Source organism: Micromonospora sp. WMMC415 (assembly GCF_009707425.1).
In the GTDB taxonomy this organism is placed as follows: Bacteria; Actinomycetota; Actinomycetes; order Mycobacteriales; family Micromonosporaceae; genus Micromonospora.
Genome location: NZ_CP046104.1, coordinates 955,710 through 982,442, shown reverse-complemented (window position 1 = coordinate 982,442; position 26,733 = coordinate 955,710). Strand labels below are relative to the sequence as shown.

Below are 26,733 nucleotides of genomic sequence, written 5' to 3'. Positions count from 1 at the left end.
TTCACCGGCCGAGCCCGGCTGCGCCGACGTGCCTCACGGACCGAGCCCTAGAGGTACTGGCCGGTGCCGTGCCCCTCGCCGCCCTGCGGCTGGCCCAGGCCGGGCATCCCGGGGACCATTCCGCCCGGCCCGCTGGGCAGCGCGGGCCGGCCGGAGCGCATCTGCTCCAGCTGGACCCGGGCCGCCATCTGCTGGGCCACCAGGGCCGCCTGGATGCCGTGGAAGAGCCCCTCCAGCCAGCCGACGAGCTGCGCGTGCGCGATCCGCAGCTCGCCCTCGCTGGGTGCCTTCTCCTCGGTGAAGGGCAGCGAGATGCGCTCCAGTTCCTCCCGCAGCTCGGGGGCGAGCCCTTCCTTGAGCTCGACGATCGACCGCTCGTGGATCTCCCGCATGCGGTGCCGGCTCGCGTCGTCCAGCGGCGCGGCCTTGACCTCCTCCAGCAGCTGTTTGATCATGCTGCCGATCCGCATCACCTTGGCCGGCTGCTCGACCAGGCGGGACGGGTCCTCTCCCGGCCCCTCGTCGGTCTGCACCGTGCCGACCGGCCGGCCGTCGGGCCCGACCACCACCACGGTGCCGGAGCGACCGGGGCCGTCCTGATCCGGCTCGTCGTTCTGTCCAACGGAGTGCGCTTCGGTCATGGGGTCCATCTTTACCCAGTCGCCCGCCGGGATGCGCCCCGGGAGCCGCTGTCGACGACGATCGGGTGCCGGTGGCGCGCTACCGTCGCGGGCATGCCCAGCGACCCGCGAGCCGTGCTCACCCGCCCCGCGCCGGCGCCGGACGTCACCGTCGCGTACGGCGACCACCCGGACCAGATCGCGGACCTGCGCCGGCCGGCCGGCAGCGGACCGGCCCTGCCGTTGGTGGTCGTCGTGCACGGGGGTTTCTGGCGGGCGGAGTACGACCGGGGGCACACCGGTCCGCTCGCCAGCGCGCTCGCCGCGCTCGGCTACCCGGTCGCCCAGGTGGAGTACCGCCGGACCGGACAACCCGGCGGCGGCTGGCCGGCAACCCTCGCCGACGTCCTGACCGCGGTGACCCAGCTGCCGCGGTTGGCTGCCGAGGCGCTGCCCGGCCGGGTGGCTGCGGGCGCGCCGATCCTGGTCGGCCACTCGGCCGGTGGCCACCTCGCCCTCTTCGTGGCGGCGGTCGCGCCGGTGGAGGTCGGCGCGGTGCTGGCCCTCGCGCCGGTGGCGGACCTGGCCGAGGCGTACCGGCTGGACCTGGACTCCGGTGCGGTCGCCGCGCTGCTCGGCGGTGGCCCGGCCGACGTACCGGACCGGTACGCCGCTTGTGATCCACGATCGTTGGTGCCTATCCGAACACGGAGCGTGATCATCCACGGTGCACTCGACCGCCAGGTGCCGGTCGGCATGAGCCGGGAGTTCGCGGCTGCGGCACAGGCCGCCGGAAGTGACGTACGCCTCGTTGAGCTGCCCGATTGCGAGCACTTCGGCCTGATCGACCCCGAGTCCGCGGCCTGGCCCGAGGTTGCCGCTGCGTTGCGGTCATTGCATGAAGATCACTAGGCATTGACGGAGCGTCGCGGAGCAGGTAGAACGCCGGAGGGGCGAGACCCGCCCCTGCACCCCTTCGGAAGGAACTCGGTGTCGCAGATGAACCGCAGGCGGGCCCTACAACTGCTGGCCGCGCTCGGTACGACCGGACTCGTCGGCGGATGCGGCACCGACGACAGCGGGGCCGATTCCACCCCGACGCTGAGCCCGATCAAGATCGGCCTGGTGGCGCCCCAGACCGGCGACCTCAAGGTCATCGGCACCGAGATCATCAACGGTTTCCAGCTCTTCCTCGACCTCAACCAGGCGCAGCTTGGCGGCCATCCGACGGAACTGCTGACCGCGGAGGAGGGCGGCAAGCCGGAGAGCGGCAAGGCCGCCGTCGAGGGCCTGCTGAAGCAGGGTGTGCTGGCGCTCACCGGGGTGGCCAGCTCGGCCGTCATGCTCGGCATCCGGGACACGGTGGAGCAGGCGCGGGTGCCGCTCGTCGGGTCCAACGCCTCGCCGACCAGCCTCCAGAGCGTCGTCTACATCTGGCGGACGTCGTACGTGCTGGACGAGGCCGGTCGTGCGCTCGGCAGCTACCTGCGGACGCGGCTTCCGGCGTCGGCGAAGCTGGCCATCGTCATGCCGAAGGGCCTCGCCAGCGAGGACGTGCTGCGCGGCTTCCGGCAGGAGTTCGGTGAGTCCGACCCCCGGATCGAGGACCCGGTGACCTGGACGACGGACGCCGTCGCGGAACGGGCCGACTACGCCACGGACATCGATCGGGCGCTCGACGCCGAGCCCACCGCGATGTTCTGCTTCTTCAACGGCGAGGCGGCGGTCAAGTTCATCAAGCAGTTGCGCGACGCCGGGTTCCGGGGCACTGTCTACGCCCCCGGCTTCCTCACCGAGGGCAAGGTGCTGGAGAGCTTCGAGAACACGCCGGGGGACGCGCTGGGCATCCAGACCGCCCTGAACTACTCCGCCGACATCAACAACGCGGCGAACCGACTCTTCGCCTCGGCGTACCGCAAGAAGCACGGCAGCTCGCCGACCACGTACGCCATGGCGTCCTACGACGCGGCGCAGGTGCTCGACCAGGCGATCCGGATCGCCGGCGACTCACCCACCCCGCAGCAGGTGAACCTCGCGCTCGGCCGGGTCGGCCAGATCGACAGCCCGCGTGGCGTGTGGCAGTTCAACCAGCCGCGTACGCCGCAGCAGAAGTGGTACCTGCGCGAGGTCCAGATGGACGGCCAGGTGCTGTCGAACGTCCTCATCACCGAACTGGCCACCCTGGGCTGAACCGACGGCCTCCGGGCCGGAACCGACGCGAAAGGGCCGGCCTCCCCTGGCGGGGGAGGCCGGCCCTTCGTGCTCCGCGCCGGGGCGCCTCTCGACGTCCCGTCGCCAGCCGCGGCCAGGGTCTGTCGAAGTCCCTGGCCGGCCTGCGGGTCGTGACGAAGGTCCTAGTGGCGTAGCTCGGCGATGCAGCACTTCACGCTGCCGCCGCCCTTCTTCAGCTCGGCCAGCTCGACCGGCACCGGCTGGTAGCCGGCGGCCTTCAGCTTCCCGGCGAGCCGGGTGGCCTCGCTGTTGAGCACCACGTTGCGGCCGTCGCTGACCAGGTTCAGGCCGAACGCGAGCGCGTCCTCGTCGTCGGCGACGACCGCGTCCGGGAAGAGCTGGGCGAGCACCTTCTGGCTGGCCACCGAGAAGGCGCCCGGGTAGTAGACGATGTTGGTGTCGTCGATCGACGCGAGCGCCACGTCGAGGTGGTAGAAGCGGGGGTCGACCAGCCGCAGCGAGACCACCGGCCGACCGAGCGCCTCCTGGGCCTCGGCATGGGCGGCCGGGTCGGTCCGGAAGCCGTACCCGGCGAGGATCAGGCCGCCGTGCGCCTCCGGCAGGTACGCGAAGTCGCCCTCGCCCTCGTTGGTCACGGTCGGCGCGATGAACCGCCAGCCCTGCGCCTCGTAGAAGGCACGGTGGGCGGCCGCCTCGGCGGCCCGCTGCTCGTGCTTGAACTGGGCGCCGTAGACGGTGCCGTCGACGACGAAGGTGCCGTTGGCCGCGAACACCATGTCGGGCAGGCCCGGCTCGGGGGTGAGCTGGTGCACCTCATGGCCGAGACCGACCAGCGTCTCGCGCAGCCGGTCCCACTGCTTGACCGCCAACTCCGCGTCGACCGCGGTGGTCACGTCCATCCACGGGTTGATCGCGTACTCGACCGCGAAGTGCTCGGGCGAGCACATGAGATATGTCCGCTTTCGCGGCACTCGCTGCTGGTTCACGGTGACCAAGGGTAGGTACCGTGGAACATCGGTAACAGCCACAACCATTGCTTCCCGGAGGCGGAACGTTGCAGATAGACGCGGTTGACCAGCGAATCATTGCGCTGCTCGTCGCCGACGCCCGTGCCTCGTACGCCGACATCGGGCAACGGGTCTCACTCTCCGCTCCGGCGGTCAAGCGACGGGTCGATCGGCTCCGCTCGGCCGGGGTCATCCGGGGATTCACGGCCGTCGTCGACCCGGCCGCCGTGGGGTGGACGACCGAGGCGTTCGTCGAGCTGTTCTGCGCCGGCCGGACCACCCCGGCGCAGATCGGAGTGGCCGCCCGACGGCACCCCGAGGTGGTCGGCGCGTACACCGTCTCCGGCGAGGCGGACGCCCTCGTCCACCTGCGCGCCGCCGACATCGCCCACCTGGAGGCGGCGCTGGAACGGCTGCGCGCCGAGTCCTTCGTGACCTCCACCCGCAGCACCATCGTGCTCTCCCGGCTGGTGGAGTCGCCCGGCGTGGGCCCGTCGGCCGGCTGAACCGGCCCCGGGGGTGATTGGAAGGGCCCCTTCCTCTACCGGAGGCGTTGAAAAGGGGCCCTTCCTTACCGGGAACCGGGCGGGGGCCGGCGGCGTCGGAGTGGGCATGACACCGGCACGGCCGACCGTCGCGGCGGGCACGCTGCTCGCCCTCACCCTGCTCGCGGGGAGCAGCGTGCTGCCCGCCACCACACCCGCGCACACCCCCCGGTCGGCGCCCACCGGACCGGGCACCCCGCTCCGGCTGGTCTCGTTCGACTCCTGCGCCGACGCGCTCGCCGACCTGCGCGCCGCGGCCGCCGCGCACGTCGGCCCGTGGGGCTTCGCCGACGACGGGACGGCGTGGCCGGGCCGCCGCACGCTCGACATGCAGCCCGCAGCCGCCGGTGCGGCGGAACGGGCCGGCGCCGCGGCGGAACAGGCCGGCGCCAAGGCGTACTCCGGCACCAACGTCCAGGAACGGGGCGTCGACGAGCCGGACCTGGTCAAGACCGACGGTCGGCGGATCGTCACGATCACCGGCGGCGTCCTCCGGGTCGTCGACCCCGCCACCCGGCGGATCACCGGTCGGCTCGACCTCGCCGGCGACGGTGACGCCGACCTCCGCTGGGCGCAGCACGACCTGTTCCTGCACGGGGACCGCGCCCTGGTGCTCACCGACTCCGCGATGTCCCCCGCCGGGCCGGCGATCCGGGTACCCGAGGGACGGCCCGCCGAGAAGCCCTTCGCACCCACCCGGCTGCCCGGCACCCGGCTGGTGCTGGTCGACCTGGCCGGCGCTCCCCGCGTGCTCGGGACGTACCGGATCGACGGCGGCACCGTCGACGCCCGGCAGACCGCTGCCACCGCCCGGGTCGTGGTCCGCTCCGGCGCCCGGGTCGCGTTCCCGTACCTGCCCGCCAGCGACGAGGCGGTCCGGACCACGGCCAACCGGGCCGCCGTCGCCGCCGCCGGGATCGACGCGTGGCTCCCGGCGTACGAGTGGACGGCCGGGGCGGAACGGCGGACCGGGCGGGTCGGCTGCGACCGGCTCAGCCGGCCGGCCACCGCCACCGGCTCGTCGGTGCTGACCGTGCTCAGCTTCGACCTCACGGCCGACCGGCTCGCCGACGGTGACCCGGTCAGCGTGGCCGCCGACGCGGACACCGTCTACGGCACCGGCGGCAGCCTCTACCTGGCCGCGCAGCGGGTGGTCGGCGGCGAGCCGGTCCCGGGCCGGTGGCTGCGGCCGACCGGTCCCTTCGTCACCGACATCTACCAGTTCGACACCGGATCCCCCGGGCGCCCACGCTACGTCGCCGCCGGCACCGTGCCGGGCTGGCTCGTCAACCAGTACGCGCTGTCGGAGTGGGAGGGCCACCTGCGGGTGGCCACCACCACCGGCACCGGCGAGCGCACCTCGGAGTCCGGCGTGCACGTGCTGCGCCGGACGGCCGACGCCCTGGTGCCGGTCGGCGCGGTAACCGGGCTCGGCCGGGGCGAACGGATCTACTCGGTGCGCTACCTCGGCGGCACGGCGTACGTGGTGACCTTCCGGCGCACCGACCCGCTCTACGCCCTCGACCTCACCGACCACGCCGCCCCGAAGGTCACCGGCGAGCTGAAGATCACCGGGTACTCGGAGTACCTGCACCCCGTCGCGGACGGCCGGCTGCTCGGGGTCGGGCAGGAGGCCGACCGGAACGGCCGGGTGAAGGGCGTCCAGGTCTCCCTCTTCGACGTCCGGGATCCCGCCCGGCCGGCCCGGCTGGACCGCTGGCACCGGCCCGGCGGCTGGTCCAGGGCCGAGCACGACCCGCACGCCTTCCTGTACGAACCGGGAACCGGGCTGCTGGCCGTCCCGGTCGACCAGGGCGTACGCCTGTTCCGGGTCGCCGGCGACACGATCACCGAGCAGGGTGCCGTGACCCACCCGGCGGCTGCCGTCACCCGGTCACTGGTCGTCGACGGCGTGCTGTGGACCGTGTCGGACGCGGGCCTGCGGGCCAGCGACCCCGGCACCGCACGGAGCCTCGCCTGGCTCCCCTCGACCTGACCCTTCCTCCCCCGGTGGGTGGGGCCCGGTCGTTCGGGGTTCCGGGCCTCACCCATCGTCAGGTCCCCGGCCGGCGCCGCGGCGTCACAGGTACATGCCGGTGCGGTGTTCGCCCGGTTCGCGCTTCACCGGCTTGTCCCCCTCGCCGAAGAAGCGCTTTCCGCCGAACTCTCCGTGCAGCCGGTCGTCCAGCTCGTCCGCGAGGCCGGTCATCACCTGCACCGCGAGCATGAGGTGGGTGGCCTGGAAGTTGCGGCCGAACACCGGGATGGACGCCCAGACCGTGTCGTCGGCGCAGTAGAGCCGGCCGATCGGCATCCGGTTGGTCAGCTCGGACAGCTTCACGTACAGCCGCTCGGTCGGCTCGACCTCGGTGAGCACCGGGGAGAAGACGTCGACCAGCGGCGGATTGTCCCGGACCCGGACGAACACCATCGCCGAGCCGGCCCGGATGTTGATGTCCCCGTCCGAGTCGACCTGGAGCCGGTCGGAATCCGACTTGAGCATCGTCGAGACGACCGTACGGACCCGCTCGGCCAGCCCGAGCACGTCGTCCTTGACCGGCTGCGCGGCGTTCAGCGCCTCGTCGAGGTCCGCCTCGACGTCGCGGTCCACGCCGAACTCGCTGCGCGCGGTGCCGAGCGGCGCGCCCTCGAGCGGCTCCCCGTCGGCGTCGTGGATCAGGTACACGAGGAAGGCCGGGTGCGGGGCGCCGTAGACGTCACGCAGCGTGCGGGAGAACAGCGCCGCGAGCTGGGTCGCCTCGGCGGCGGTGCCGTCCAGGCCGAACTGCTCGCCGGAACCCTCGACGACACCGGGCGGTGACCAACCGAGCGCCACCATGTCCGCCACGGCCGCGCGGTCCAGCCGGTACCCCGCGGGCAGGCCGGCGTTGCCGACCGCCCTGGCGGCGAGCGTCCCGTCGGGGCCCACGTCGATGCCGATGGAGTAGACGGCGTCGCCGGTGCCGGAGGCGGTCGGGTCGAGCGTCAGGTCGACGTGCGCTCCGGCCGGCAGCGAGCCCAGTCGCTCGGCGAGCGCCCGGGCGAACTCCCGCCAGGCCTGCGTCACCTTCGCCCGCAGGTCGGCCGTGGTCGGCTCGTCGAGCAGGATCGACTCGTGGTGCTCCGGCAGGCCGCCGGCCGGCGTCGGGGGGTGGTCCGCCGTCATGATCGCCTCCGTCCGTTCAAGGTCACCCTACCCACGGACCGGGTGGTGCGAATCAGGGCCGACCGGGATCGGACAGCCGGGACGCCCGTCAGGCCGGGTGGTCGCCGGGGCCTTCGGCGCCCAGTTCGACGGGCCAGTTGGCGGCCAGGTCGCGGAGCCGGGCCGCGGCGCCGGCCGGGTCCGCGCCAGCGCCGACCGCGAGCCCCAGGAGGTACGCGGTGACCGGTGCGCCCGGGCGCAGAACCTGGTGGGCCACGTCCTTCGCGAGGTCGAGCACGGTCGGGACGGGCACCTTAGCGGGGTCGAGGCCGAGTTCCGCGCAGGCCGCCGTGACCCACTCGTCCATCACCGTCATCGTGCCCACTCCTCCGCCCGGCGTACGTCCTCGTCAGTGTCGCAGTCGAACCACGGCGGCGGGCCCTCCCCGCGCCACGGCACCTCCTGGACGGTCAGCCCGTGCAGCAGCGCCCGTAGCGGCGCCCCGGCCAGGCCGGCTGTCGACGTACGCCCCGGTGCCCGGCCGGCTGTCGAGGTACGCCCCGGTGCCCGGCCGGCGGCGAGCCGGTCCACCGCGCTGCGCAGCGCGGCGGCCCGCCACACGCCGCACAGGGTCTGCCGCCGCCCCGCCTCGTCGACGAAGCACACGCCGTCTGACCCGCTGTCGAGGTGGCGCAGCAGGTTGCCGATCGCGGTGCGGGTGAGCAGCGGCAGGTCGGCGGCGAGCAGGGCGACCACGGTCGCGTCCCCGGGGAGCAGGGCCAGCCCGGCCGCGGTCGCGGCGACCGGCCCGCCGCCGGGCGGCTCCTCCCGGGTGACCAGCACGCCATCCGGCACCGCCGCCGCCGGGCCCACCAGGATGCGCGGGGCTGCGTCGGCGACCGCGGCCAGCACCCGGTCCCGCATGGGCCGGCCGCCGACCGGCCGGGCCGGCTTGTCCACGCCGCCCATCCGCCGGGCGGCACCGCCGGCCAGCACCACCGCCGCGTACGCGCTCACCCGGCCACCGTAGCCGCCGGCGCTGCCGTCGGGTGCCGGCGGCAGTGCGGTCTCCGGCGTTCCGTACGCCATGCCGGCGGCATCGCGGTGTCCCGCGTCCCGGATGCCGCCATGCCGGCGGCATCGGGTGGATCGACCCGCTCCCGGAGATCGAGTGGATCACCCCGGCCGCCGGAGGCAGGATGGCGGAATGGGACGGGCGACTGACCGGCGCGGCGTACTGCGCATCGACCTCGACGCGGCGGAGGGGCGCACCTCGGTCCGCCGCCGGGACACCCTCGCCGTGGAGGAGCCGCTGGAGATCCGGGTCGGCCCGGCGGGTCCCGGGCGGCGGCGACCGCTGGCGGTCACCATGCGTACGCCCGGGGACGACCTGGACCTGGCGGTCGGCTTCCTGCTCACCGAGGGGCTGATCCGGTCGGCCGACGACGTGCACACCGCCCAGCTCTGCGCCGGTGCGGAGACACCCAACACGTACAACGTGGTGGACGTCGTGCTCGCGCCCGGCGTGCCGGAGCCGGCCACCGACCCGGCCCGCAACTTCTACACCACCAGTTCCTGCGGGGTCTGCGGGAAGGCGAGCATCGACGCGGTGCGTACCCGGTCGCTCTTCGCGGTGGCCGACGACGCGCTGCGGGTGCCGGCGGCGGTCCTGGTCGACCTGCCGGAGCGGCTGCGCGCGGCGCAGCACGCCTTCGACCGGACCGGCGGCCTGCACGCTGCCGGGCTGTTCACGGCGGACGGCGAGCTCGTCGTGCTGCGCGAGGACGTGGGCCGGCACAACGCCGTGGACAAGGTGGTCGGCTGGGCGGTCCGCGAGCGGCGCCTGCCGCTGGCCGGTCACCTGCTGCTGGTCAGCGGACGGGCCAGCTTCGAGCTGACGCAGAAGGCGTGGATGGCGGGCGTACCGCTGCTCGCGGCGGTGTCGGCGCCGAGCACGCTCGCCGCCGACCTGGCCGCCGAGGCGGGCATCACCCTGGTCGGCTTCCTGCGCGGCCGCTCCATGAACGTCTACGCCAACCCGCAGCGCGTGGTGCACTGAGCTCAGCACCTGACGGCCGGCAGGAGGAGGTGAACAGCCGTGCCGACACTGGCCTGGATCATCGTGGCCGGCACGGCGATGACCCTCCTGGCGCTGAGCGGAAGCCTGACCCTCGTCCTGCCCGAACGGATCTTCGAGCGGATCGTGCTACCGCTGGTCGCGTTGGCCGCCGGCTCGTTGCTGGGCGGCGCGCTCTTCCACCTGCTGCCGCAGTCGGTCGCGAGGCTCGGCAACGACCTCGCCGTCTACACGTGGCTGGCCGCCGGGCTGCTGGCCTTCCTGGTTCTGGAGCAGTTCCTCCACTGGCATCACTGCCACCGCCCGCCTGGGGCACACCGGCCGGTCGGATACCTGATCCTGATCGCCGACGCCCTGCACAACCTCATCGGTGGGCTCGCCATCGGCGCCGCCTTCGTCACCGACGTCCGGCTCGGCATCGTCACCTGGCTGATCGCGGCGGCACACGAGATACCGCAGGAGATGGGCGATTTCGGCATCCTGGTGCACAGCGGCTGGAGCCGGCGACGAGCCCTGGTCTGGAACCTGATCTCCGCCTCGGCGGTGCTGGTCGGCGCGGTCGCCGCGTACGGGCTCGCCGGGCGTCTCGACGTGGCGGTGCTGGTGCCGTTCGCCGCCGGGAACTTCATCTACATCGCGCTGGCGGACCTGGTCCCCGAACTCACCACGAGACCGGCCGCCCACGACAAGACCATCCACACCATCGGCTTCTTCACCGGGCTCGCGCTGCTGTGGGGGGTCGCTCTGGCCGCCTGAGATCCTCACCGCTCGAAGAGGCCCAGACGGGCGGCGGCGTCGCGGGCGATGAGGAAACCGGCGATGCCGAGGACCCAGCCCAGGGTGCTGCCCGACGTCCGCGTGATCCAGCCGTTGAGACGTGCCAGCAGCGGCTCGATCCAGGTCGGCCAGGCCACCCGGGCCGCCAGCAGCAGCACCGCCGGCAGCACCATCACCAGGCAGTACGCGGCGAGCACCCCCGCCACGGCCGGCCCGCCGAGCCCGGACGTGGCGAGCAGGCCGAGCGCACCGAGGTACGGCAGCATGGTCGCCACCTCGGCGAGCGCGGCGAGCAGGGCCAGCCCGATCAGCCAGCGCACCGACGCGTCACCGGCGGTCGCCCGGTCACGCCACCGCAGGACCGCACCGCCGCCGCCCGTCCTGCGCTTCCCGCCGTACCGGAAGCTGAGCAGGAACAGGCCCACTCCGAGCACGAGCTGCCCCCACAGCACCGGCCGGGTGTCCAGGGCGCCGTCGAGCAGGTCGGCCAGGCTGCTGCCGCCCCAGAACAGCAACAGGCCCACCCCGAGGTAGAAGCCGGCGATCGTCCCGAGGTAGGTCAGGATCCGCCGTACGCTGACCGGCCCGGGAGCCAGCAGCAGCCACACCGGGATGAACAGCGTGCCGATGCTGGTGCTGTCGATCAGCGCCAGGCCGGCGAGGGAGAGCAGCAGGCCGGCGCTCACCGGCGGTCACTTCCGATTCCGATCACCGACCAATCGTCCGTTGCCGGAGCGCCGCTGCACTCGCCCTGGGGCACGAACAGCGCGTACATCCTTCGACGGACCCGGTGCAAGGAAAGGTCCCCTTTCAACGCCTGCGGTAGATGAAGGGCCCCCCGCCAACAGTGCCGGGCCATGGTCCGCCACGGGCCGCCGAGCAGGCGTGAGGACCACCAAGAGGTACGCGGCACCGACCGCGACGAGCGTCGGCGTAGTGCCGACGTGCTCGCTGGCGACGCCCGCGCTAACGGCACCGAGCGGAATGGCCTCCCAGGTGCCGCACCGATGCCTCCGTAACCGGGTGGGGTGGGCAATCGCCCGCATGGCGCGCGGATCGGTCATGTGCGAACGCGCGCCCAGGAGATGAAGCGATCGTTGAGGTCGATGGGCGAGGTAGTGCCGTCGAGCGCGGCCAGGTCGTCCCCCGCCTCCGCCTGGAGGGTGGCCAGGTAGATCAGCAGGGCCGGACGGTCGGTCCGGTACTCCCCGAGCAGGCGGAGCTTGGCCGGGGAACAGGGCCAGGCGATGCCGCAGGCCGCACAGCGCCACGTCGGCCGCGTCGGCAGGTGCGCCCGGACGCGGCTCACCGCGGGACCACTCGGACCCGGTCCACACGCACGGAGGCGTAGCGCTCGCGGACCGCGACAGAGCCGTCCTCGCGGACCTCCCGCCCGCGCAGCTCGGCCCACTCGTGCCCCTCGATCACGGTACGGCCGAGCACCTCGGAGATGTGCAGGACCAGCGGTCCGGTGCCGAACCGGTACGAGTCCTCCGGCACCCGGATCGTGCTGCCGACCACGAGACTCACGGAAACCTCCCAGGTGGACGATCGACGTGGCCCCATCCTGTCGATCGCGGCCGGACGGCTACACAGCGTTGCGATATGGTTACCGGAAATCCTGGACGTCCTCGGTGGAGGCGGCATGAACCACGTCCTCATCGCGGCGATGGCCGAGGCGGGCGAGACGGCGGAGTCCCTCGCAGGCCAGGTCGGCGTCGACCCGAAGACCGCACAACGGTGGGTGAACCCGGGACGCATCCCGCAACCCCGCCACCGGTCCCGTGTCGCCGCCCTGCTCGGCCGTGACGTAGGGGACCTCTGGCCGGACGTCCTCAAACGCCGCGAACCGGTGTGGTTCCGGCCGTGGGCCGACATCGAGCGTGAGTCCGTAGCGCTTCGGGCCTACCAGCTGTCCTGGGTGCCCGGCCTGTTGCAGACGGAGGCGTACGCACGCGCGACCCTGGCCGACGAGCCACTAGCGGCCGAAGAGCTGGACGCCCTGGTCGCCGCCCGACTGTCGCGTCAAGCGATCCTGCGCCGCACTCGGCCGCCTCTGCTGATCGCGGTGATCGACGAAGCCGTGCTCCGCCGGTCGGCCTACGGCGACCGTGACCTGATGCGCGAGCAGTGTGCCTACCTCGCCGAGTGCGCCGGCCTTCCGTCGGTCCACGTCCACGTCGTTCCGGCCGACGTCGGCATGTACCCGGGACTCGGCGGACCTTTCACGATCGCCGAACTGGCCAAGGGCGGGCGGGTCGCCCACGTCGACAGCCAGGCCCAGGCACAGATCATCGAGCAGCCCTCGGAAATTGCTACGCTGGATCGACGTTGGGAAATCATCCGGGGACAGGCACTTCCCAGGGGACGATCGCGGGGACTGCTCAAGGAAGCGGCGGAAGCATGGACGTGACCGGCGCCCGGTGGCGCAAGAGCACCAGGAGCGGCAACAACGGCGGCGACTGTGTCGAGGTCGCCGCCAACCTGCCCGGGGTCGTCCTCGTCCGCGACAGCAAGGACCGTGACGGCGACACCCTCAACTTCACGCCGACCGCCTGGCACGCCTTCGTGACCGGAGTCGCCGCCCGCGCAGGTAGCGGAAGTTAGCGGGGGCCACGTCGACCCCGCTTCCGACGGCGCACCACGCCGGGCAGCCGTACCGCCGGCCAGCCGTCCAGGTGTGCCGGCGGCACGCCGCGCCGGAGCAGGTCGTCCAGGAGCAGGGCGAGCGAGTACCCGGGGTGCAGGGTGAGCACGCGTTCCAGTGCCACCGCCGCCAACGACCCGTGTCCCGCCCGCCAAGCGGCGAAGGTGAGCAGCGAGCCGGGCGCGGCGATGAACTCCGGCTCCGCCCGGCGCAGCACGTCGGTCCAGAGCGCGATGTCGGCGTCCCGCCCGTCGGTGCGTTCCCAGGCGTGGTCGCGGACGGCCACGTCGGTCAGGAGCACGCTCAGCCAGGCCACCTCGTCGTCGTCCAGCCGCTCACCGTTGCGGTGCCTTCGACCGGCGACACGGATCGCCGCCCGCCCGGCCGCGCGCACCGTACGGCCGCCGAGCACGTCGGCTCCGGGTGCCGAGTCGAGCAGGTCGGCGAGCCGCCGCCCGGCCCGTTCGGTGGCTTGCCGCAGGGCGACACGCTCCGGACCGTCGACGGGTGCCACCTGCGCTGCGAGGGCGGCGCGGTCGGGCAGCGCGACCTGACCGGCGAAGACGGCGGCGGCGGTGACCTCGCTCGACCCGGTGTCGTAGGGGGTGCCGTCGGGCGGGCAGCACTCCGGCTCGTCGCAGAGGTACGACCAGTACCGGCCGTCGGTGACCCGCAGCGCGTCGAGGACGGGGATTCCGGCATCGGCGAGCGCCGCGCGGACCGCGTCGACGGCGGGGGTGACCCGGGACGCCGAGCCGTAGCCGAGGACCGTGGCGCGGTCGGCGACCTGCCGGGCCACCACCGCGGCCAGATGCCGGGCCGCCTCATCCGCCGACCGGGACGGCCCGGTCACGTGCCCGACCGCCCCATCCACCGACCGGGACGGCTCGGCCACGTGTCGGACCGGCTCACCAGCCGGCCTGGACGGCTCGGTCCGGCCCCCGGCCGGACCGGCGGGTGCCGGCAGGTCCGACCGGGCGGCGAAGGTGACCCGCTTGCCGTGCATGGCCACCACGACCACGCTGTCGGCCGGATGGAACCCGAGCAGGTAGGGCACGGCGGCGATCAGGTCGCCGGGGGACCGGAGGGACAGCCGAGGAACATCGGTCGAGTTCATGCACGGCAGCCTGCACCGCCCGACCACCCCTCGTCCGCCCCTGTGGACGACACGCGGGTCATCCACAGCTACGCACGGTAATGCCGCAGCTCAGGCCGCATCCGCACCAACCGCGCAAGCACCACAAGGAAAGACCTTGGAAGGAAACGGCCCCCGGAGGGGCCGAAATCTTCCAAGATCCCCAGGAAGCCCCGCCGATCGGCGCGGGAGCGGCACCGCCCACCCGCTACCGTTCCGAGGCATGGATCTGGCGTACCTGCGGGCGCACCCGGAGCACCTGCCGACCTTCCTGACCCACCAGAGGATCCGGGAGACGCCGGTCTCCGGGGGCGACAGCTGTGCCGCCTCCCGCCTCACCCTCGACGACGGGCACTCGGTGTTCGCCAAGACCTGGCCGGAGCACGCCGCCCGGCCACGGCCGGACCACTTCTTCGCCACCGAGGCGGCCGGGCTGCGCTGGCTGCGGGAGACAGGCACGGTCGCCGTACCCGAGGTGATCGTGGCGCTGCCCGACCTGTTGGCACTGGAGTGGGTCGACCCGGGCGAGCCGACCCCGGAGGCGGCGGAGCGGTTCGGCCGGGAGCTGGCCGAGCTGCACCGGGCCGGCGCGCCCGCCTTCGGCGCCGGGTGGCCGGGCTTCATCGGTGCGCTGCCGGCGGACAACAGCCCCGACGCGGGCCCCTGGTCGCGCTGGTTCGCCGAGCGCCGGCTGGTGCCGTACCTGCGGATGTCGATCGACAACGGCGCGCTCGGCCCGGCGGAGCAGGCCCTGGTGGAGCAGGTCGCGGCCCGGATCGCACAGCTGGGCGGGGACGAGCCGCCGGCCCGCGTGCACGGCGACCTGTGGCCGGGCAACGTGCTCTGGGGCGCGGACGACCGGGCGTGGCTGGTCGATCCCGCGGCGCACGGCGGCCACCGGGAGACCGACCTCGCCCAGCTGGCGCTCTTCGGCGGCGCACCCCACCTGGACCGGATCCTCGCCGCCTACCAGGAGGCGTGGCCGCTGGCCGACGGCTGGCGGGAGCGCGTCCCGGTGCACCAACTCCATCTGATGCTGGTGCACGCAGCGCTGTTCGGCTCGGCGTACCGGGATGCGGTCGCCCACACCGCCCGGTCCGCCCTGAACGGGTCCGACCGCGCTACCGTCGACGGGTGAGCGTCGCCCCGCCGACCGTCGGCGTCCTCGTCGACCGGTACGGCCGCGTCGCCCGGGACCTGCGGGTCTCCCTGACCGACAAGTGCAACCTGCGCTGCACGTACTGCATGCCGGCCGAAGGGCTGCCCTGGCTCGCCGGGCCGCAGTTACTCGACGACGACGAGGTGATCCGGCTGATCCGGGTCGCGGTGACCCGCCTCGGGGTGACCGAGGTGCGGTTCACCGGCGGCGAGCCGCTGATCCGCCCGGGGCTGGTGGGCATCGTCACGGCGGTGGCGGCGATGGCCCCCCGCCCGCGCATCTCGCTCACCACCAACGGGATCGGGCTCGACCGGCTGGCGCCGACCCTGCGCGCCGCCGGCCTGGACCGGGTGAATGTCTCGCTGGACACGCTGGACCGGGAACGCTTCACCCGGCTGACCCGACGGGACCGGCTCGACGCGGTGCTGGCCGGGCTGGCCGGCGCGGCGGCGGCCGGGCTCACCCCGGTCAAGGTCAACGCGGTGCTGATGCGGGGTGTCAACGACGACGAGGCTCCGGCGCTGCTCCGGTTCGCCCTCGACCACGGCTACGAGCTGCGGTTCATCGAGCAGATGCCACTCGACGCCCAGCACGGCTGGGACCGGGCGAGCATGGTCACCGCCGACGAGATCCTGGCCGGGCTGCGGTCCGCGTACGCCCTGAGCGCTGACCCGGCCGCGCGCGGCGCGGCGCCGGCCGAGACCTGGCTGGTCGACGGCGGCCCGGCGCGCGTCGGGGTGATCGCCAGCGTCACCCGGCCCTTCTGCGGCGACTGCGACCGCACCCGCCTCACCGCCGACGGGCAGGTCCGCAACTGCCTCTTCGCCACCGAGGAGTCCGACCTGCGCGGGGCGCTGCGCGCCGGCGCGGACGACGACGAGCTGGCCCGGCGCTGGCGCGCCGCCATGTGGGGGAAGCGGGCCGGTCACGGCATCGACGACCCGACCTTCCTGCAACCGACCCGGCCGATGTCGGCGATCGGAGGTTGACGTGCCCGACCCCCGTCCCGCACACGACGCGCCCGACCGGGCTGCCGCCAGCACGCTCACCGTCCGTTTCTTCGCCGGGGCGCGGGCCGCCGCCGGCCGGGCCGAGGAGACCGCCTCCGCCGGTGGCTCGCTCGATGATCTCCTCAGCGAGCTCGCGGACCGGCACGGCGAACGGCTCGCCACCGTGCTGCGCGCGGCGAGTTTCCTGGTCGACGGCGTGACCTGTCATGATCGTCGGGCACCGCTGCCGGCGGGGGCCACGATCGACGTCCTACCGCCCTTCGCGGGCGGCTGAGGGAGGCTCAACCTTGTTGGCGGTTCTCGGGTTCGTCGCCACCCTGGCGCTGATCACCGGTCTGATCCACCTCTACCTGTGGAAGCGGCTGGTGCGCGACACCACCACGGCGGGTCGCTGGCGGCGGATCGGCTCGATCACGGTGCTGGTGCTCGCGCTGCTCGTACCCGCCACCATGGTGGGCACCCGCGCCGGCGCGTACTGGCTCGCCTGGCCCGGTTACGTCTGGCTCGCGGTCATGTTCTACCTGCTGGTCCTGCTGGCGGCGCTGGAGATCCCGATGCTGGTGGCCCGGCTGGTGCTGCGCCGCCGGGTCGCGACCGCGGAACCCACGGCCGCCGCCCCCGAGCCCGCCCTGGTGGGGGCCGCCGGCCCGGCCGACCCGCCGGCCGCCGCAGCGGTCGGGCAGCCGGACCACGACCCCACCCGGCGGCTGCTGCTCGCGCGTGGGGCGGCCATCTTCGCCGGGCTCACCGCCACCGGTCTGACCGGGTACGGCGTCCGCACCGCCCTCGGCCCGCCGCAGCTGGACCGGGTGCGGATCCCCCTGGCGAAGCTCCCCCGGAGCATGGACGGCCTGCGCATCGCCACGGTCTCCGACATCCACCTCGGCCCGCTGCGCGGGCGTGCGCACACCGAGCGGATCGTCGCCGCCATCAACCGGCTGGACGCCGACATCGTCGCGGTCGTCGGCGACCTGGTCGACGGCACGGTCGCCGAGATGGGTGAGGCGGCGGCGCCGCTGCGCGGCCTGCGCTCCCGGTACGGCAGCTACTTCGTCACCGGCAACCACGAGTACTACTCCGGAGTCGAGGAGTGGGTGCGGGAGGTGGACCGCCTCGGCCTGCGGGTCCTGCAGAACCGCCGGGTGGAGATCGCGGCCCGGGGCGGCGCGCTCGACCTGGCCGGGGTCAACGACGCCGAGGCCGAGGGCACCGGGCTCGCCGGGCCGCCGGACTACGCCGCCGCGCTCGGCGACCGCGACCCGAGCCGGCCGGTGGTGCTCCTCGCGCACCAGCCGGTGGCGGCGTTCGAGGCCGCGAAGTACGGCGTCGACCTGCAACTGTCCGGCCACACGCACGGCGGCCAGATCGTGCCCTTCAACTACCTCGTCAAGCTCCAGCAGCCGGTGGTCTCCGGCCTCGGCGAGGTCGACGGCACGAAGGTCTACGTCACCAACGGCGCCGGGTTCTGGGGTCCCCCGGTCCGCGTCGGCGCCGAACCGCAGATCACCCTCGTCGAGCTGCGCTCGGCATAGCGCAGCTCACCCCCGAGCGTGGCGGCGGGCGTACGGTGTGGGCGGCGTGGCAGGATGCGGCGTGCCTCCGATCAGCGCCGCACCCCCCGGTGGCCTCCCGCCCTTCGTCGCGGACCTGCACATCCACTCGAAGTACTCGCGCGCGTGCAGCCGTGACCTCACCCTGCCGAACCTCGGCTGGTGGGCCCGGCGCAAGGGCGTCGCCGTGCTCGGCACCGGTGACTTCACGCACCCCGCCTGGTACGACCACCTCCGCGAGACCCTGCACCCGGCCGAGCCGGGCCTGCACCGGCTGAGCCCGGAGGCCGAGCGGGACATCGCGCGCCGGCTGCCGCCGCGGCTCGCCAGCGAGGCGGAGACCGACCCGGTCCGGTTCATGCTCAGCGTGGAGATCTCCACGATCTACAAGCGCGACGACCGGACGCGCAAGGTGCACCACCTGATCTACCTGCCCGACCTGGACGCGGTGGCCCGCTTCAACACCGCGCTCGGGCGGATCGGGAACCTCGGGTCGGACGGCCGTCCGATCCTCGGTCTCGACTCCCGAGACCTGCTGGAGATCACCCTGGAGGCGAGCCCGGACGGGTACCTGGTGCCGGCGCACATCTGGACGCCGTGGTTCTCCGCGCTCGGCTCCAAGTCCGGCTTCGACGCCATCGCCGACTGCTACGCCGACCTGGCCGAGCACATCTTCGCGGTGGAAACCGGTCTCTCCTCCGACCCGGGGATGAACTGGCGGGTCGGCAGCCTCGACCGCTACCAGCTGGTGTCGAACTCCGACGCGCACTCCCCGCCGGCGCTGGCCCGGGAGGCCACGGTGTTCACCTCCGACCGGGACTACTTCGCCATCCGCGAGGCGCTGCGGACCGGCGACGGGCTGGCCGGGACGATCGAGTTCTTCCCGGAAGAGGGGAAGTACCACGCGGACGGTCACCGGCTCTGCGGCGTCAACTGGGCGCCGGAGCGGACCCGGGCGGCCGGCGGGCGCTGCCCGGAGTGCGGCAAGCCGCTGACCGTCGGCGTCCTCAGCCGGGTCGAGGAGCTGGCCGACCGGCCCGAGGGGCACCGGCCGGCCCACGCCCGCGACGTCACCCACCTGGTGCCGCTGGCCGAGATCCTCGGCGAGATCAACAAGGTGGGCCCCCGGTCGAAGAGGGTCGAGGGCAAGCTCAACGAGCTGGTCGCCGCGCTCGGCCCGGAGCTGGAGATCCTCACCCATACGCCGCTGGACGAGATCGGCCGGGTCGGCGGCGACCTGCTCGCCGAGGGGATCGGCCGGCTGCGCCGCGGCGAGGTCCGCCGGGTGCCGGGCTACGACGGCGAGTACGGCGTCATCACCCTCTTCGACCCGGCCGAGCTGGGCGGCGGCGGTGGGCCGGCCACCCAGGAGACGCTGTTCGACGTACCCGTGCCGGCGCAGCGCCGGCCGGTGGAGCCGGCGCCGAAGCCGAAGGCCAAGCGCCCGGCGGCGAAGCCGGAGCCGAAGCGGGCGGCGCCGCCCCCGCCTCCGATCGCGCCGCCGCCCTCACCGCACGAGCCGTTCGAGCCGATGCTGTCCGGGATGGAGGAGGTCGGTACGGGCCTGCTCGACCGGCTGGACGCGATGCAGCGGGTCGCCGCCTCCGCGCCGGGCGGGCCGCTGCTGATCGTCGCCGGCCCGGGCACCGGCAAGACCCGCACCCTGACCCACCGGATCGCGTACCTGTGCGCGGAGCTGAACGTCTTCCCGGAGCACTGCCTGGCGATCACGTTCACCCGGCGGGCCGCCGAGGAGCTGCGGCACCGCCTGGACGGGCTGCTCGGGCCGGTCGCCGAGGACGTCACCGTCGGCACGTTCCACTCGGTGGGCCTCCAGATCCTGCGGGAGAACGCCGGGGCCGCCGGGCTGCCGGCGGACTTCCGGATCGCCGACGACGCGGACCGGGCGGCGGCCCGGGTGGAGGCCGGCGACGACCGGGACAGCTACCTCGCACTGCTGCGCAAGCAGGACCTGGTCGACCTGGACGAGCTGCTCACGCTCCCGCTGGCGCTGCTGCGGGCCGACCGGAAGCTGGTGCAGGCGTACCGGGACCGGTGGCGGTGGATCTTCGTCGACGAGTACCAGGACGTCGACGAGGTGCAGTACGAGCTGCTGCGGCTGCTCAGCCCCGCCGACGGCAACCTCTGCGCGATCGGCGACCCGGACCAGGCGATCTACTCCTTCCGGGGCGCCGACGTCGGGTACTTCCTGCGCTTCTCGCAGGACTTCACCGACGCCCGGCTGGTCCGGCTCAACCGCAACTACCGCTCGTCGGCCCCGATCCTGGCCGCCGCGGTGCAGGCGATCGCACCGTCGTCGCTGGTCCGGGGCCGCCGGCTGGACCCGGCGCGGCTCGACCCGGAGGCCCCGCTGGTCGGCCGGTACGCCGCCACGTCCGTCGCCGACGAGGCCGACTTCGTCGTCCGTACGGTCGACGAGCTGGTCGGCGGGCTCTCGCACCGCTCGCTCGACTCGGGACGGATCGACGGGCGGACGACCACGCTGTCGTTCTCCGACATCGCCGTGCTCTACCGCACCGACTCGCAGGCGGCGCCGATCGTGGACGCGCTGACCCGGGCGAACATCCCGGTGCAGAAGCGCTCGCACGACCGGCTGCGCGACCGGCCCGGGGTGGCCGCCATCGCCCGCGAGCTGCGGCACGCCAACGGCCTCGGCGGTGGCCTGCCGGCCCGGGTGCGCCTCGCCGGCCAGCTGGTCGCCGAGCGCTTCGCCACGCCCACCCTCGACGGGTCGGGCACGGTCCGGCCGGACGACGTGCGGGTGGCGGTCGACCTGCTCACCCCGCTGGCCCGGCGCTGCGGCGACGACCTGGAGCTGTTCCTGTCCCAGCTCGCCACCGGCGCGGAGGTGGACGCCCTCGACCCGCGCGCCGAGGCGGTCACGCTGCTCACTCTGCACGCCGCCAAGGGGCTGGAGTTCCCGGTGGTCTTCCTGGTCGGCGCCGAGGACGGGCTGCTGCCGCTGCGCTGGCCCGGATCGGAGCCGGACGACGACGCGGTGGCCGAGGAGCGGCGGCTCTTCTTCGTCGGCCTGACCCGGGCGCAGGACCGCCTCTACGTCAGCCACGCCGCCCGCCGGATCCGGCAGGGCACCGAGCGCGACTGTCGCCCGTCCCCGTTCCTGGACACCATCGACCCCGGCCTGTTCGAACGCCTCGGCGAAACGGAACCCCGCCGCCCCAAGGACCGCCAGCTCCGCCTGATCTGAAAGGAAGGGCCCCTTGTTAACGCCTGGCGTTGTACAAGGGTCCCTTCCTAACACCGATCGCTCAGCGGCGGGCCGGGCGTTCCGTCGTGACCACCAACGCGACGCCCGCGACGATCACGGCGCCGCCCAGCAGTACCTGCGGCGTGACCGGTTCCGCCACGAGCAGCGCGCCGAGCGCCACCGCGACCACCGGGTTGACGTACGCGTACGTGCTGACCAGCGAGATCGGGGCGTGGTGAAGCAGCCACACGTACGCGGTGAAGGCCACCAGCGAGCCGAACACCATCAGGTACGCCAGCGCCCACCACGACCGGGCGGTGACCGCGCCCGCATCGAAGCCGCGCAGCTCTCCGCGCCCCACCGCGAGAAGTGCGAGCACCGCCGCCCCGGCGAACATCTCGTACACCGTGGCGACGAACGGGTCGGCCGGCATCGGCAGCCGGCCGGACAGGAACGAGCCGACGGACCAGCTCGTCGCCCCCGCGACCACGGTCAACGCGCCGACCAGCGGCACCGCCCCCACTCCGCCGGTCGGCAGCACCAGCAGGACGAGGCCGGCGAAGCCCAGCGTCACCCCACCGAGCGTGGCGAGTCCCGGCCGGTCGCCGGTGGCGGAGCGCAGCAGCACCACCAGCAGCGGCACGGTGGCCACGAGCAGCGCGGCGATCCCGGACGGCACCGCCACGCCCGGCGGCCCGGACTCGGCGAGCACCACGAGCCCGTTGCCGCCGGCCAGCAGGAGCACGCCGACCAGCGCGGCGGAGCGGAGCTGACGCCGGTCGACCCGCAGGGCGCCGGGGCCGCGGCGCAGCCGCAGCACGACCGCGAGGACCAGGCCGGCGGCCGCGAACCGGAGCGCCGCCGAGGCCAGGGGTGGCAGCGACTCCACGGCGATCCGGATGCCCAGGTAGGTCGAGCCCCAGAGGACGTACACCAGCAGCAGTGCCGTCCAGACGAGCGCGGGGGCGATGCCGGGCCCGCCGGAGACGGCGGCCGGGCCGGTGGTCGGTGTCGCACTTGGCGGAGGTGAGCTCATCGCACCGCCACGCTACGGTGGCGGGGATGTCGGCGTCCCAGCGAGGTGGCCGGCCTCACCACTCGTGCAGGAGGGGCGCATGGCGAACTACGGACCACCGGACGGCACCGCCGGGGAGCCGTGGCGGGGCCGACGCGCCGGGGACGCGTACGGGCCGCCGGAGCGCGGGTGGCGGGACGCGTACCCGCCGGGCCCGAACCCCGGCAGCTACCCCCCGGGGTACGACCGCCCGCCGCGCCCCGACGACCCACCGCACGCCGGGTACGGCTCACCGCAGGGGTACGGCACCGAGCCGTACCGGCCGGCGTACTCGCCCTGGTCCGCGCCCGCGGACGGGCGGCCCGTGCACTCGGGCGACCCCGGCGGCCACGGCGGTGATCCGGCACCCCCCTCCCGGCCGTCCCGCCGCAAGGGCCCGCTGATCGCGGTGCTCGCCGCCGTCCTGCTGCTGGTGCTCGGCGGCGGGGCGACCGTCCTCTACCTGCTCGGCCAGGGCGAGCCCACGCCACCGGCGGCGTCTCCGACGGCTGCGGCCGCCCCCGGATCGGCCGGGCCGAGCGACCAGGCGAGCCCGGCGCCGAGCGTCGCGGCCCCCGAGTCCTCGGCCGACCCGCGTTTCGTGAAGGTCGGTCAGTGCGTCCGCAACGACGGACCGGCCGGCGGGAAGCCCAAGCTGCTGATCAGCGAGTGCGCCGCGAAGACGTACGAGGTGCTGCACCGCGTCGACGGCCCCACCACCGGTGAGAAGGACGCCGCGGCGAAGTGCGCGAAGGTCGACAACTACACCAACTGGTACTTCTTCGACAGCGAACTGGACACCCTCGACTTCGTGCTCTGCTTGAAGCAGCGCTGAGCCACCGCACCCTGGGGTAGTGATGACCACGTACGGATCAGCCGGCCCGCCGGACGACGAGACCCAGCGCCAGCCCGGCCCGCCGGAGGGGGCGCCGCAGCCCGCCGGCACGCCGGAACCACCGACCGTTCCCGGGTGGGACGCACCCCCGTCCGACGCCGACCCGACCGTTGCGCAATGGGCCAGGCCGCCAGCCGGCGACGAGCCCACCGTCCGGCAGACCGGCGACGACCCGACGGTCCACCAGCCGCCGCCGTCCGGCTCGGGATTCCCGCCGCCGCCGTCCGGTGCCGGCTACCCGCCGCCGCCAACCTCCGGCTCGGGCTACCCGCCGCCGCCAACCTCCGGCTCGGGCTACCCGCCGCCGACGGCCTCCGGGTTCCCGCCGCCCGGGCCGTACCCGCCGGCCGGTCCGACGCCCGGTGCGTTCCCCTCCGCCGGTTCCCCGACCGGCCCGGTCCCGCCGGGCACCGTGCCCGCCGCGGGCGGGCCGTGGGGCGCGCCCGGTGGGTATCCGATGCCCCCGGCACCCGCGAAGCAGCGCGGCGGTCGGATCGCGCTGATCATCGGGCTGGTCGTGCTGCTCCTGCTCTGCCCCTGTCTCGGCCTCGCCGGCTGGGCGGTCTGGCAGGTGGCCGACAACGAGACCTCTGTCGCGCCCCCCGCGCCGACCGCTCCGGTCGACCCGACGCGGGATCCGCTGCCGACCAGCGCGCCGACGCCCACCGACGACGAGGGCGACGACTTCGCCAAGGGCGACTGCGTGGTCAACGACGGCACCGACGACGACGCCGAGCTGCGCAAGGTGCCGTGCGGCCCGAACACGTACGAGGTGCTGCTGCGCATCCCCGCCACGACCGACGGGGACCGCTGCGAGATCCTGGCGCCGCAGGCCACCGCCCTACGTCCACGACAACTCGGTGAACCTGCTCGACTACGTGCTCTGCCTGAAGCAGCGCTGATCGCTGAAACTAGGGCTGTCTAGCGTGGACGCTAGACAGCCCTAGTTTTGTGTCGAGACCCGCAGCGACGGCACTGACCCCCGACACGCCGGTAGTCCCATCTACGGATGTCTAGCCTCGCCGCTAGACGGCCCGATACTCTCCGATGCGTGGATCCGGTCCGCAACCCGTACGCCCCGGGCGCCGGCCAGCGCCCGCCCGAGCTGGCTGGGCGGGGGCGCGAGCTGGACGTCTTCGACATCGTGCTGGAACGCATCGCCCGTGGCCGACCCGAACGCAGCCTGATGCTCACCGGGCTGCGCGGAGTGGGCAAGACGGTACTGCTCAACACACTGCGCTCGCAGGCGATCAACGGGCTCTGGGGCAGCGGCAAGATCGAGGCGCGGCCCGACCAGTCGTTGCGCCGCCCGATCGCCGCCGCGCTGCACATGGCGGTCCGGGAGCTGGCACCCCGGCACCGCGCCCCGGACCGGATCGACGCGTTCCTCGGCGTCCTCAAGGCATTCGCGCAGCGCTCGGCCCCGACCGGGCGCGGTGGCGCGGGCCCGAAGCTACGCGACCGCTGGCAACCCGGCATCGACGTGCCCGCCGCCACCGGCCGGGCCGACTCCGGCGACATCGAGATCGACCTGGTCGAGCTGCTCTCCGACGCCGCCGCGATCGCCGAGGACGTCGGCACCGGCATCGCGATCTTCATCGACGAGATGCAGGACCTCGGCCCGGAGGACGTGTCCGCGCTCTGCGCCGCGTGCCACGAGCTGTCCCAGCTCGGCTCACCGCTGATCGTGGTCGGCGCGGGCCTGCCGCACCTGCCGGCCGTGCTCAGCGCCGCCAAGTCGTACTCGGAGCGGCTCTTCCGCTACCAGCGCATCGACCGGCTGGACCGGATCGCCGCCGATCAGGCACTGTGCGCGCCGGCCGAGCGCGAGGAGGTCGAGTACGAGCAGAAGGCACTCGACCTGCTCTACGAGAAGTCCGGCGGCTACCCGTACTTCGTCCAGGCGTACGGGAAGGCGACCTGGGACCACGCGCCCCGCTCGCCGATCACCGCCGCCGACGTGCGGGTGGCGGCCCCCGAGGCGGAAGCGGAGCTGGCGGTCGGCTTCTTCGGCTCCCGGTTCGAGCGGGCCACCCCCGCCGAACGCGAGTACATGCGCGCCATGGCGACACTGTCCCTGGTCGAGGGCGAGACCGACGGCGGCGGTCGGGACGACATGGACGCCGCCGTGCCGACGGCCGAGATCGCCCGGGCCCTGGGCCGCAAGCCCGCGAGTCTCTCCCCGGCTCGGGACGCCCTGATCAAGAAGGGCCTGATCTACTCCGGCGAGCGCGGCACGGTCGCCTTCACCGTCCCTCACTTCGGCCGCTACCTGCGTACCCAACCGGCGTGAGCGCGGCAGGCGGGCCGGGTCCCCGCCGGCAGCGGGCGGGATCGTTCAGACCTTGGCCCACGGGGGCGGGAAGAGCACCTCGCCCCGCGGTGGCGGGCCCTCCCCGCTGGCGGCGGGCGGCAGCTCCAGCGCCTGCCACGGCTCGCCGAGGCCGGACCAGGGGCTGGTGAGGCCCATCTGGTCGGCACGGTCGAAGCCGAACCGCCGGTAGTACGCGGGGTCGCCGAGCACCACCACCAGGCGCTCGCCCAGCTCGGTGGCCGCGTCGAGGGCGGCCTGCACCACCGCCGTGCCCAGCCCGATCCGCTGCCGGTGCGGGGCGACCGCCACCGGGCCGAGGGCCAGCGCCGGCGCGTCGCCCTGATCGGAGCGCACCCGGACCCGGGTGAGCAGGGCGTAGCCGACGATCTCGCCCCCGTACTCGGCGACCATGGCCAGCTCCGGCTGCCAGGCGTCGCTGGCACGCAGCTCGTCGACGAGACCCACCTCGGGCGGCGTGCTCACGTCCGGACGGGCGAAGGCGGCGGCCAGCACGCGCCGGACCGCGCCGGTGTCGGCCGGGTCCTCCGGGCGGAGCCGCAGTGTCGTCACGCGGGGGAGGTTACCCGTCGCCAGGGGTCCATCCGCGACGGTCGCTGGAATCGGCGTGGCGGACACGTCAATGTCGACCGATCCGGATCGGCCGTTGCCGGGGTAGGGGTGGGCGTGACGGGGTATGACTGACCCATGAAACCCGTACGCTCCCTCGCCCGTGCCATGCTGAGCGGCATCTTCGTGGTCAGTGGGGCCCGCAACTTCGCCAACCCGGGCCGGCTCGTCGCCGCCGCCCAGCCGGTGACCGAACGGGTGACCCCGCTGCTGGAGCGGGCCCACCCCCGCATTCCCACCGACACCGAGACGCTGGTCCGGGCCAACGCGGTGGTGCAGCTCGGCGCCGGCCTGATGCTCGCCACGGGGAAGTTCACCCGACCGGCGGCGCTCGTACTGGCGGGTACCCTCGTCCCGGTCACGATCGCCGGTCATCCCTTCTGGAACAACGACGACCCGGCGGCGAAGGTCAACAACCAGATCCACTTCCTCAAGAACCTCGGCCTCTTCGGCGGCCTGCTGCTCGCCGCCGCCGACACCGAAGGGAAGCCCGGTCTGCGGTGGCGCACCGGCCACCGGATCGGCCACTCGCGACGTTCGGTGCAGCGAGCTGTCCGTACCGCCCGCCGAGAGGCCCGAATCGCCGTACGATCAGCAGCGACGGCTCGACGCCTCCCCGGCTGACCTGCGTCGATCCTCCCCTCCGTCGACCTCCACCCCCGGTCAACGCCAGAAGTCTGGCGAACCACCCGCTAGGCGTTAACGCGGTGGAAATGTCAAAAACTTGTGTGGGATCGGACACGGTCGGA

General features: G+C 73.8%; 27 protein-coding genes and 1 pseudogene. 17 read left to right on the top strand and 11 right to left on the bottom strand.

What is annotated here, in order from left to right; translation table 11 throughout:
- Window positions 1-47: 47 nt before the first annotated feature.
- The gene (locus GKC29_RS04780) at window positions 48-650 is read right to left on the bottom strand and encodes a bacterial proteasome activator family protein (RefSeq protein WP_155329666.1); all 603 of its coding nucleotides are present in this window, start codon (window positions 648-650) and stop codon (window positions 48-50) included.
- 84 nt (window positions 651-734) lie between these two features.
- Between GKC29_RS04780 and GKC29_RS04775 the strand changes: the two genes are divergently transcribed.
- A complete protein-coding gene (locus GKC29_RS04775) occupies window positions 735-1,532 on the top strand; it encodes a S9 family peptidase (RefSeq protein ID WP_155329665.1) in 798 nt (265 codons plus the stop codon).
- Window positions 1,533-1,610: 78 nt separating this feature from the next.
- Window positions 1,611-2,810: an ABC transporter substrate-binding protein gene (locus GKC29_RS04770; protein WP_155329664.1), complete on the top strand. Its 1,200-nt coding sequence runs from the start codon at window positions 1,611-1,613 to the stop codon at window positions 2,808-2,810.
- A 164-nt stretch (window positions 2,811-2,974) separates the two neighbouring features.
- On the opposite strand, the gene ddaH is transcribed toward GKC29_RS04770, so the two are convergent.
- Window positions 2,975-3,808 (bottom strand): dimethylargininase, encoded by an 834-nt coding sequence (gene ddaH, locus GKC29_RS04765; RefSeq protein WP_370463312.1) that lies wholly within the window; start codon window positions 3,806-3,808, stop codon window positions 2,975-2,977.
- A 59-nt stretch (window positions 3,809-3,867) separates the two neighbouring features.
- Between ddaH and GKC29_RS04760 the strand changes: the two genes are divergently transcribed.
- Together GKC29_RS04760 and GKC29_RS04755 are read left to right on the top strand one after the other, a co-directional pair.
- On the top strand, window positions 3,868-4,326 hold the full coding sequence (locus tag GKC29_RS04760) for an Lrp/AsnC family transcriptional regulator (protein WP_155329663.1): 459 nt from the start codon (window positions 3,868-3,870) through the stop codon (window positions 4,324-4,326).
- Window positions 4,327-4,432: 106 nt separating this feature from the next.
- Window positions 4,433-6,361 carry a beta-propeller domain-containing protein gene (locus GKC29_RS04755; RefSeq protein WP_155329662.1) on the top strand — a complete coding sequence of 643 codons (1,929 nt, stop codon included), beginning with the start codon at window positions 4,433-4,435 and terminating at the stop codon, window positions 6,359-6,361.
- An 84-nt stretch (window positions 6,362-6,445) separates the two neighbouring features.
- Here GKC29_RS04755 and GKC29_RS04750 read toward each other — a convergent pair whose 3' ends face one another.
- From GKC29_RS04750 to GKC29_RS04740, 3 genes are all read right to left on the bottom strand, one after another.
- Window positions 6,446-7,531: a hypothetical protein gene (locus tag GKC29_RS04750; RefSeq protein ID WP_155329661.1), complete on the bottom strand. Its 1,086-nt coding sequence runs from the start codon at window positions 7,529-7,531 to the stop codon at window positions 6,446-6,448.
- A gap of 88 nt (window positions 7,532-7,619) precedes the next feature.
- Window positions 7,620-7,886: a DUF6457 domain-containing protein gene (locus tag GKC29_RS04745; RefSeq protein WP_155329660.1), complete on the bottom strand. Its 267-nt coding sequence runs from the start codon at window positions 7,884-7,886 to the stop codon at window positions 7,620-7,622.
- On the bottom strand, window positions 7,883-8,599 hold the full coding sequence (locus tag GKC29_RS04740) for a molybdenum cofactor guanylyltransferase (protein WP_155329659.1): 717 nt from the start codon (window positions 8,597-8,599) through the stop codon (window positions 7,883-7,885). Before GKC29_RS04740 ends, GKC29_RS04745 begins: the two co-directional genes overlap by 4 nt.
- A 118-nt stretch (window positions 8,600-8,717) precedes the next feature.
- Here GKC29_RS04740 and fdhD point away from each other — a divergent pair, with 118 nt between their 5' ends.
- Together fdhD and GKC29_RS04730 are read left to right on the top strand one after the other, a co-directional pair.
- Window positions 8,718-9,569: a formate dehydrogenase accessory sulfurtransferase FdhD gene (fdhD, locus tag GKC29_RS04735; RefSeq protein WP_155329658.1), complete on the top strand. Its 852-nt coding sequence runs from the start codon at window positions 8,718-8,720 to the stop codon at window positions 9,567-9,569.
- A gap of 39 nt (window positions 9,570-9,608) precedes the next feature.
- On the top strand, window positions 9,609-10,343 hold the full coding sequence (locus tag GKC29_RS04730; protein WP_196255808.1) for a ZIP family metal transporter: 735 nt from the start codon (window positions 9,609-9,611) through the stop codon (window positions 10,341-10,343).
- 5 nt (window positions 10,344-10,348) lie between these two features.
- On the opposite strand, the gene GKC29_RS04725 is transcribed toward GKC29_RS04730, so the two are convergent.
- From GKC29_RS04725 to GKC29_RS04715, 3 genes are all read right to left on the bottom strand, one after another.
- Entirely contained in the window at window positions 10,349-11,050 is a 702-nt protein-coding gene (locus GKC29_RS04725; protein WP_155329657.1) for a GAP family protein, read from the bottom strand.
- A gap of 374 nt (window positions 11,051-11,424) precedes the next feature.
- Entirely contained in the window at window positions 11,425-11,673 is a 249-nt protein-coding gene (locus GKC29_RS04720) for a flavin reductase (RefSeq protein ID WP_155329656.1), read from the bottom strand.
- Window positions 11,670-11,894, bottom strand: coding sequence for a hypothetical protein (locus tag GKC29_RS04715; protein WP_155329655.1), 225 nt, complete (start codon window positions 11,892-11,894; stop codon window positions 11,670-11,672). The genes GKC29_RS04720 and GKC29_RS04715 overlap by 4 nt, the downstream gene beginning before the upstream one ends.
- Before the next feature lie 115 nt (window positions 11,895-12,009).
- Between GKC29_RS04715 and GKC29_RS04710 the strand changes: the two genes are divergently transcribed.
- Together GKC29_RS04710 and GKC29_RS04705 are read left to right on the top strand one after the other, a co-directional pair.
- Window positions 12,010-12,777 (top strand): DUF5753 domain-containing protein, encoded by a 768-nt coding sequence (locus tag GKC29_RS04710; RefSeq protein ID WP_155333985.1) that lies wholly within the window; start codon window positions 12,010-12,012, stop codon window positions 12,775-12,777.
- A complete protein-coding gene (locus GKC29_RS04705) occupies window positions 12,768-12,971 on the top strand; it encodes a DUF397 domain-containing protein (protein WP_155329654.1) in 204 nt (67 codons plus the stop codon). The genes GKC29_RS04710 and GKC29_RS04705 overlap by 10 nt, the downstream gene beginning before the upstream one ends.
- On the opposite strand, the gene GKC29_RS04700 is transcribed toward GKC29_RS04705, so the two are convergent.
- Complete coding sequence (locus GKC29_RS04700; RefSeq protein WP_155329653.1) at window positions 12,968-14,128, bottom strand: DUF4192 domain-containing protein; 1,161 nt, start codon at window positions 14,126-14,128, stop codon at window positions 12,968-12,970. The two genes, GKC29_RS04705 and GKC29_RS04700, sit on opposite strands and share 4 nt — an antisense overlap.
- A 241-nt stretch (window positions 14,129-14,369) precedes the next feature.
- Between GKC29_RS04700 and GKC29_RS04695 the strand changes: the two genes are divergently transcribed.
- The 5 genes from GKC29_RS04695 to GKC29_RS04675 all read left to right on the top strand — a co-directional run bounded on the left by GKC29_RS04695 (window position 14,370) and on the right by GKC29_RS04675 (window position 21,094).
- On the top strand, window positions 14,370-15,284 hold the full coding sequence (locus GKC29_RS04695; protein WP_155329652.1) for a fructosamine kinase family protein: 915 nt from the start codon (window positions 14,370-14,372) through the stop codon (window positions 15,282-15,284).
- Window positions 15,281-16,294, top strand: a complete 1,014-nt coding sequence (gene moaA, locus GKC29_RS04690) for a GTP 3',8-cyclase MoaA (protein ID WP_155329651.1) — start codon at window positions 15,281-15,283, stop codon at window positions 16,292-16,294. Before GKC29_RS04695 ends, moaA begins: the two co-directional genes overlap by 4 nt.
- A gap of 1 nt (window position 16,295) precedes the next feature.
- Window positions 16,296-16,589 carry a MoaD/ThiS family protein gene (locus GKC29_RS04685; protein ID WP_155329650.1) on the top strand — a complete coding sequence of 98 codons (294 nt, stop codon included), beginning with the start codon at window positions 16,296-16,298 and terminating at the stop codon, window positions 16,587-16,589.
- A gap of 13 nt (window positions 16,590-16,602) precedes the next feature.
- Window positions 16,603-17,847 carry a metallophosphoesterase gene (locus GKC29_RS04680; RefSeq protein ID WP_155329649.1) on the top strand — a complete coding sequence of 415 codons (1,245 nt, stop codon included), beginning with the start codon at window positions 16,603-16,605 and terminating at the stop codon, window positions 17,845-17,847.
- Window positions 17,848-17,908: 61 nt separating this feature from the next.
- Window positions 17,909-21,094 carry a UvrD-helicase domain-containing protein gene (locus tag GKC29_RS04675; RefSeq protein WP_155329648.1) on the top strand — a complete coding sequence of 1,062 codons (3,186 nt, stop codon included), beginning with the start codon at window positions 17,909-17,911 and terminating at the stop codon, window positions 21,092-21,094.
- Between the two features lie 61 nt (window positions 21,095-21,155).
- Here the strand turns inward: GKC29_RS04675 and GKC29_RS04670 are convergent, their stop codons facing one another.
- On the bottom strand, window positions 21,156-22,130 hold the full coding sequence (locus GKC29_RS04670; RefSeq protein ID WP_196255807.1) for an EamA family transporter: 975 nt from the start codon (window positions 22,128-22,130) through the stop codon (window positions 21,156-21,158).
- A gap of 343 nt (window positions 22,131-22,473) precedes the next feature.
- Between GKC29_RS04670 and GKC29_RS04665 the strand changes: the two genes are divergently transcribed.
- The 3 genes and pseudogenes from GKC29_RS04665 to GKC29_RS04655 all read left to right on the top strand — a co-directional run bounded on the left by GKC29_RS04665 (window position 22,474) and on the right by GKC29_RS04655 (window position 25,336).
- A complete protein-coding gene (locus GKC29_RS04665) occupies window positions 22,474-22,983 on the top strand; it encodes a hypothetical protein (protein WP_155333983.1) in 510 nt (169 codons plus the stop codon).
- 559 nt (window positions 22,984-23,542) lie between these two features.
- Window positions 23,543-23,945, top strand: a pseudogene (locus GKC29_RS30485) (hypothetical protein).
- A 149-nt stretch (window positions 23,946-24,094) separates the two neighbouring features.
- Window positions 24,095-25,336, top strand: a complete 1,242-nt coding sequence (locus GKC29_RS04655) for an ATP-binding protein (RefSeq protein ID WP_155329647.1) — start codon at window positions 24,095-24,097, stop codon at window positions 25,334-25,336.
- Between the two features lie 45 nt (window positions 25,337-25,381).
- On the opposite strand, the gene GKC29_RS04650 is transcribed toward GKC29_RS04655, so the two are convergent.
- Window positions 25,382-25,927 carry a GNAT family N-acetyltransferase gene (locus GKC29_RS04650; protein ID WP_155329646.1) on the bottom strand — a complete coding sequence of 182 codons (546 nt, stop codon included), beginning with the start codon at window positions 25,925-25,927 and terminating at the stop codon, window positions 25,382-25,384.
- Window positions 25,928-26,062: 135 nt separating this feature from the next.
- Between GKC29_RS04650 and GKC29_RS04645 the strand changes: the two genes are divergently transcribed.
- A complete protein-coding gene (locus GKC29_RS04645; RefSeq protein WP_155329645.1) occupies window positions 26,063-26,608 on the top strand; it encodes a DoxX family protein in 546 nt (181 codons plus the stop codon).
- The last annotated feature ends 125 nt before the right edge of the window (window positions 26,609-26,733 follow it).

Coding starts and splice junctions, on each gene's coding strand:
- GKC29_RS04780 (WP_155329666.1), bottom strand. CDS start 650: ATGGACCCCATGACCGAAGCGCACTCCGTTGGACAGAACGACGAGCCG.
- GKC29_RS04775 (WP_155329665.1), top strand. CDS start 735: ATGCCCAGCGACCCGCGAGCCGTGCTCACCCGCCCCGCGCCGGCGCCG.
- GKC29_RS04755 (WP_155329662.1), top strand. CDS start 4,433: ATGACACCGGCACGGCCGACCGTCGCGGCGGGCACGCTGCTCGCCCTC.
- GKC29_RS04750 (WP_155329661.1), bottom strand. CDS start 7,531: ATGACGGCGGACCACCCCCCGACGCCGGCCGGCGGCCTGCCGGAGCAC.
- GKC29_RS04745 (WP_155329660.1), bottom strand. CDS start 7,886: ATGACGGTGATGGACGAGTGGGTCACGGCGGCCTGCGCGGAACTCGGC.
- GKC29_RS04740 (WP_155329659.1), bottom strand. CDS start 8,599: ATGGCGTACGGAACGCCGGAGACCGCACTGCCGCCGGCACCCGACGGC.
- fdhD (WP_155329658.1), top strand. CDS start 8,718: ATGGGACGGGCGACTGACCGGCGCGGCGTACTGCGCATCGACCTCGAC.
- GKC29_RS04710 (WP_155333985.1), top strand. CDS start 12,010: ATGAACCACGTCCTCATCGCGGCGATGGCCGAGGCGGGCGAGACGGCG.
- GKC29_RS04705 (WP_155329654.1), top strand. CDS start 12,768: ATGGACGTGACCGGCGCCCGGTGGCGCAAGAGCACCAGGAGCGGCAAC.
- GKC29_RS04700 (WP_155329653.1), bottom strand. CDS start 14,128: ATGAACTCGACCGATGTTCCTCGGCTGTCCCTCCGGTCCCCCGGCGAC.
- GKC29_RS04695 (WP_155329652.1), top strand. CDS start 14,370: ATGGATCTGGCGTACCTGCGGGCGCACCCGGAGCACCTGCCGACCTTC.
- GKC29_RS04670 (WP_196255807.1), bottom strand. CDS start 22,130: ATGAGCTCACCTCCGCCAAGTGCGACACCGACCACCGGCCCGGCCGCC.
- GKC29_RS04645 (WP_155329645.1), top strand. CDS start 26,063: ATGAAACCCGTACGCTCCCTCGCCCGTGCCATGCTGAGCGGCATCTTC.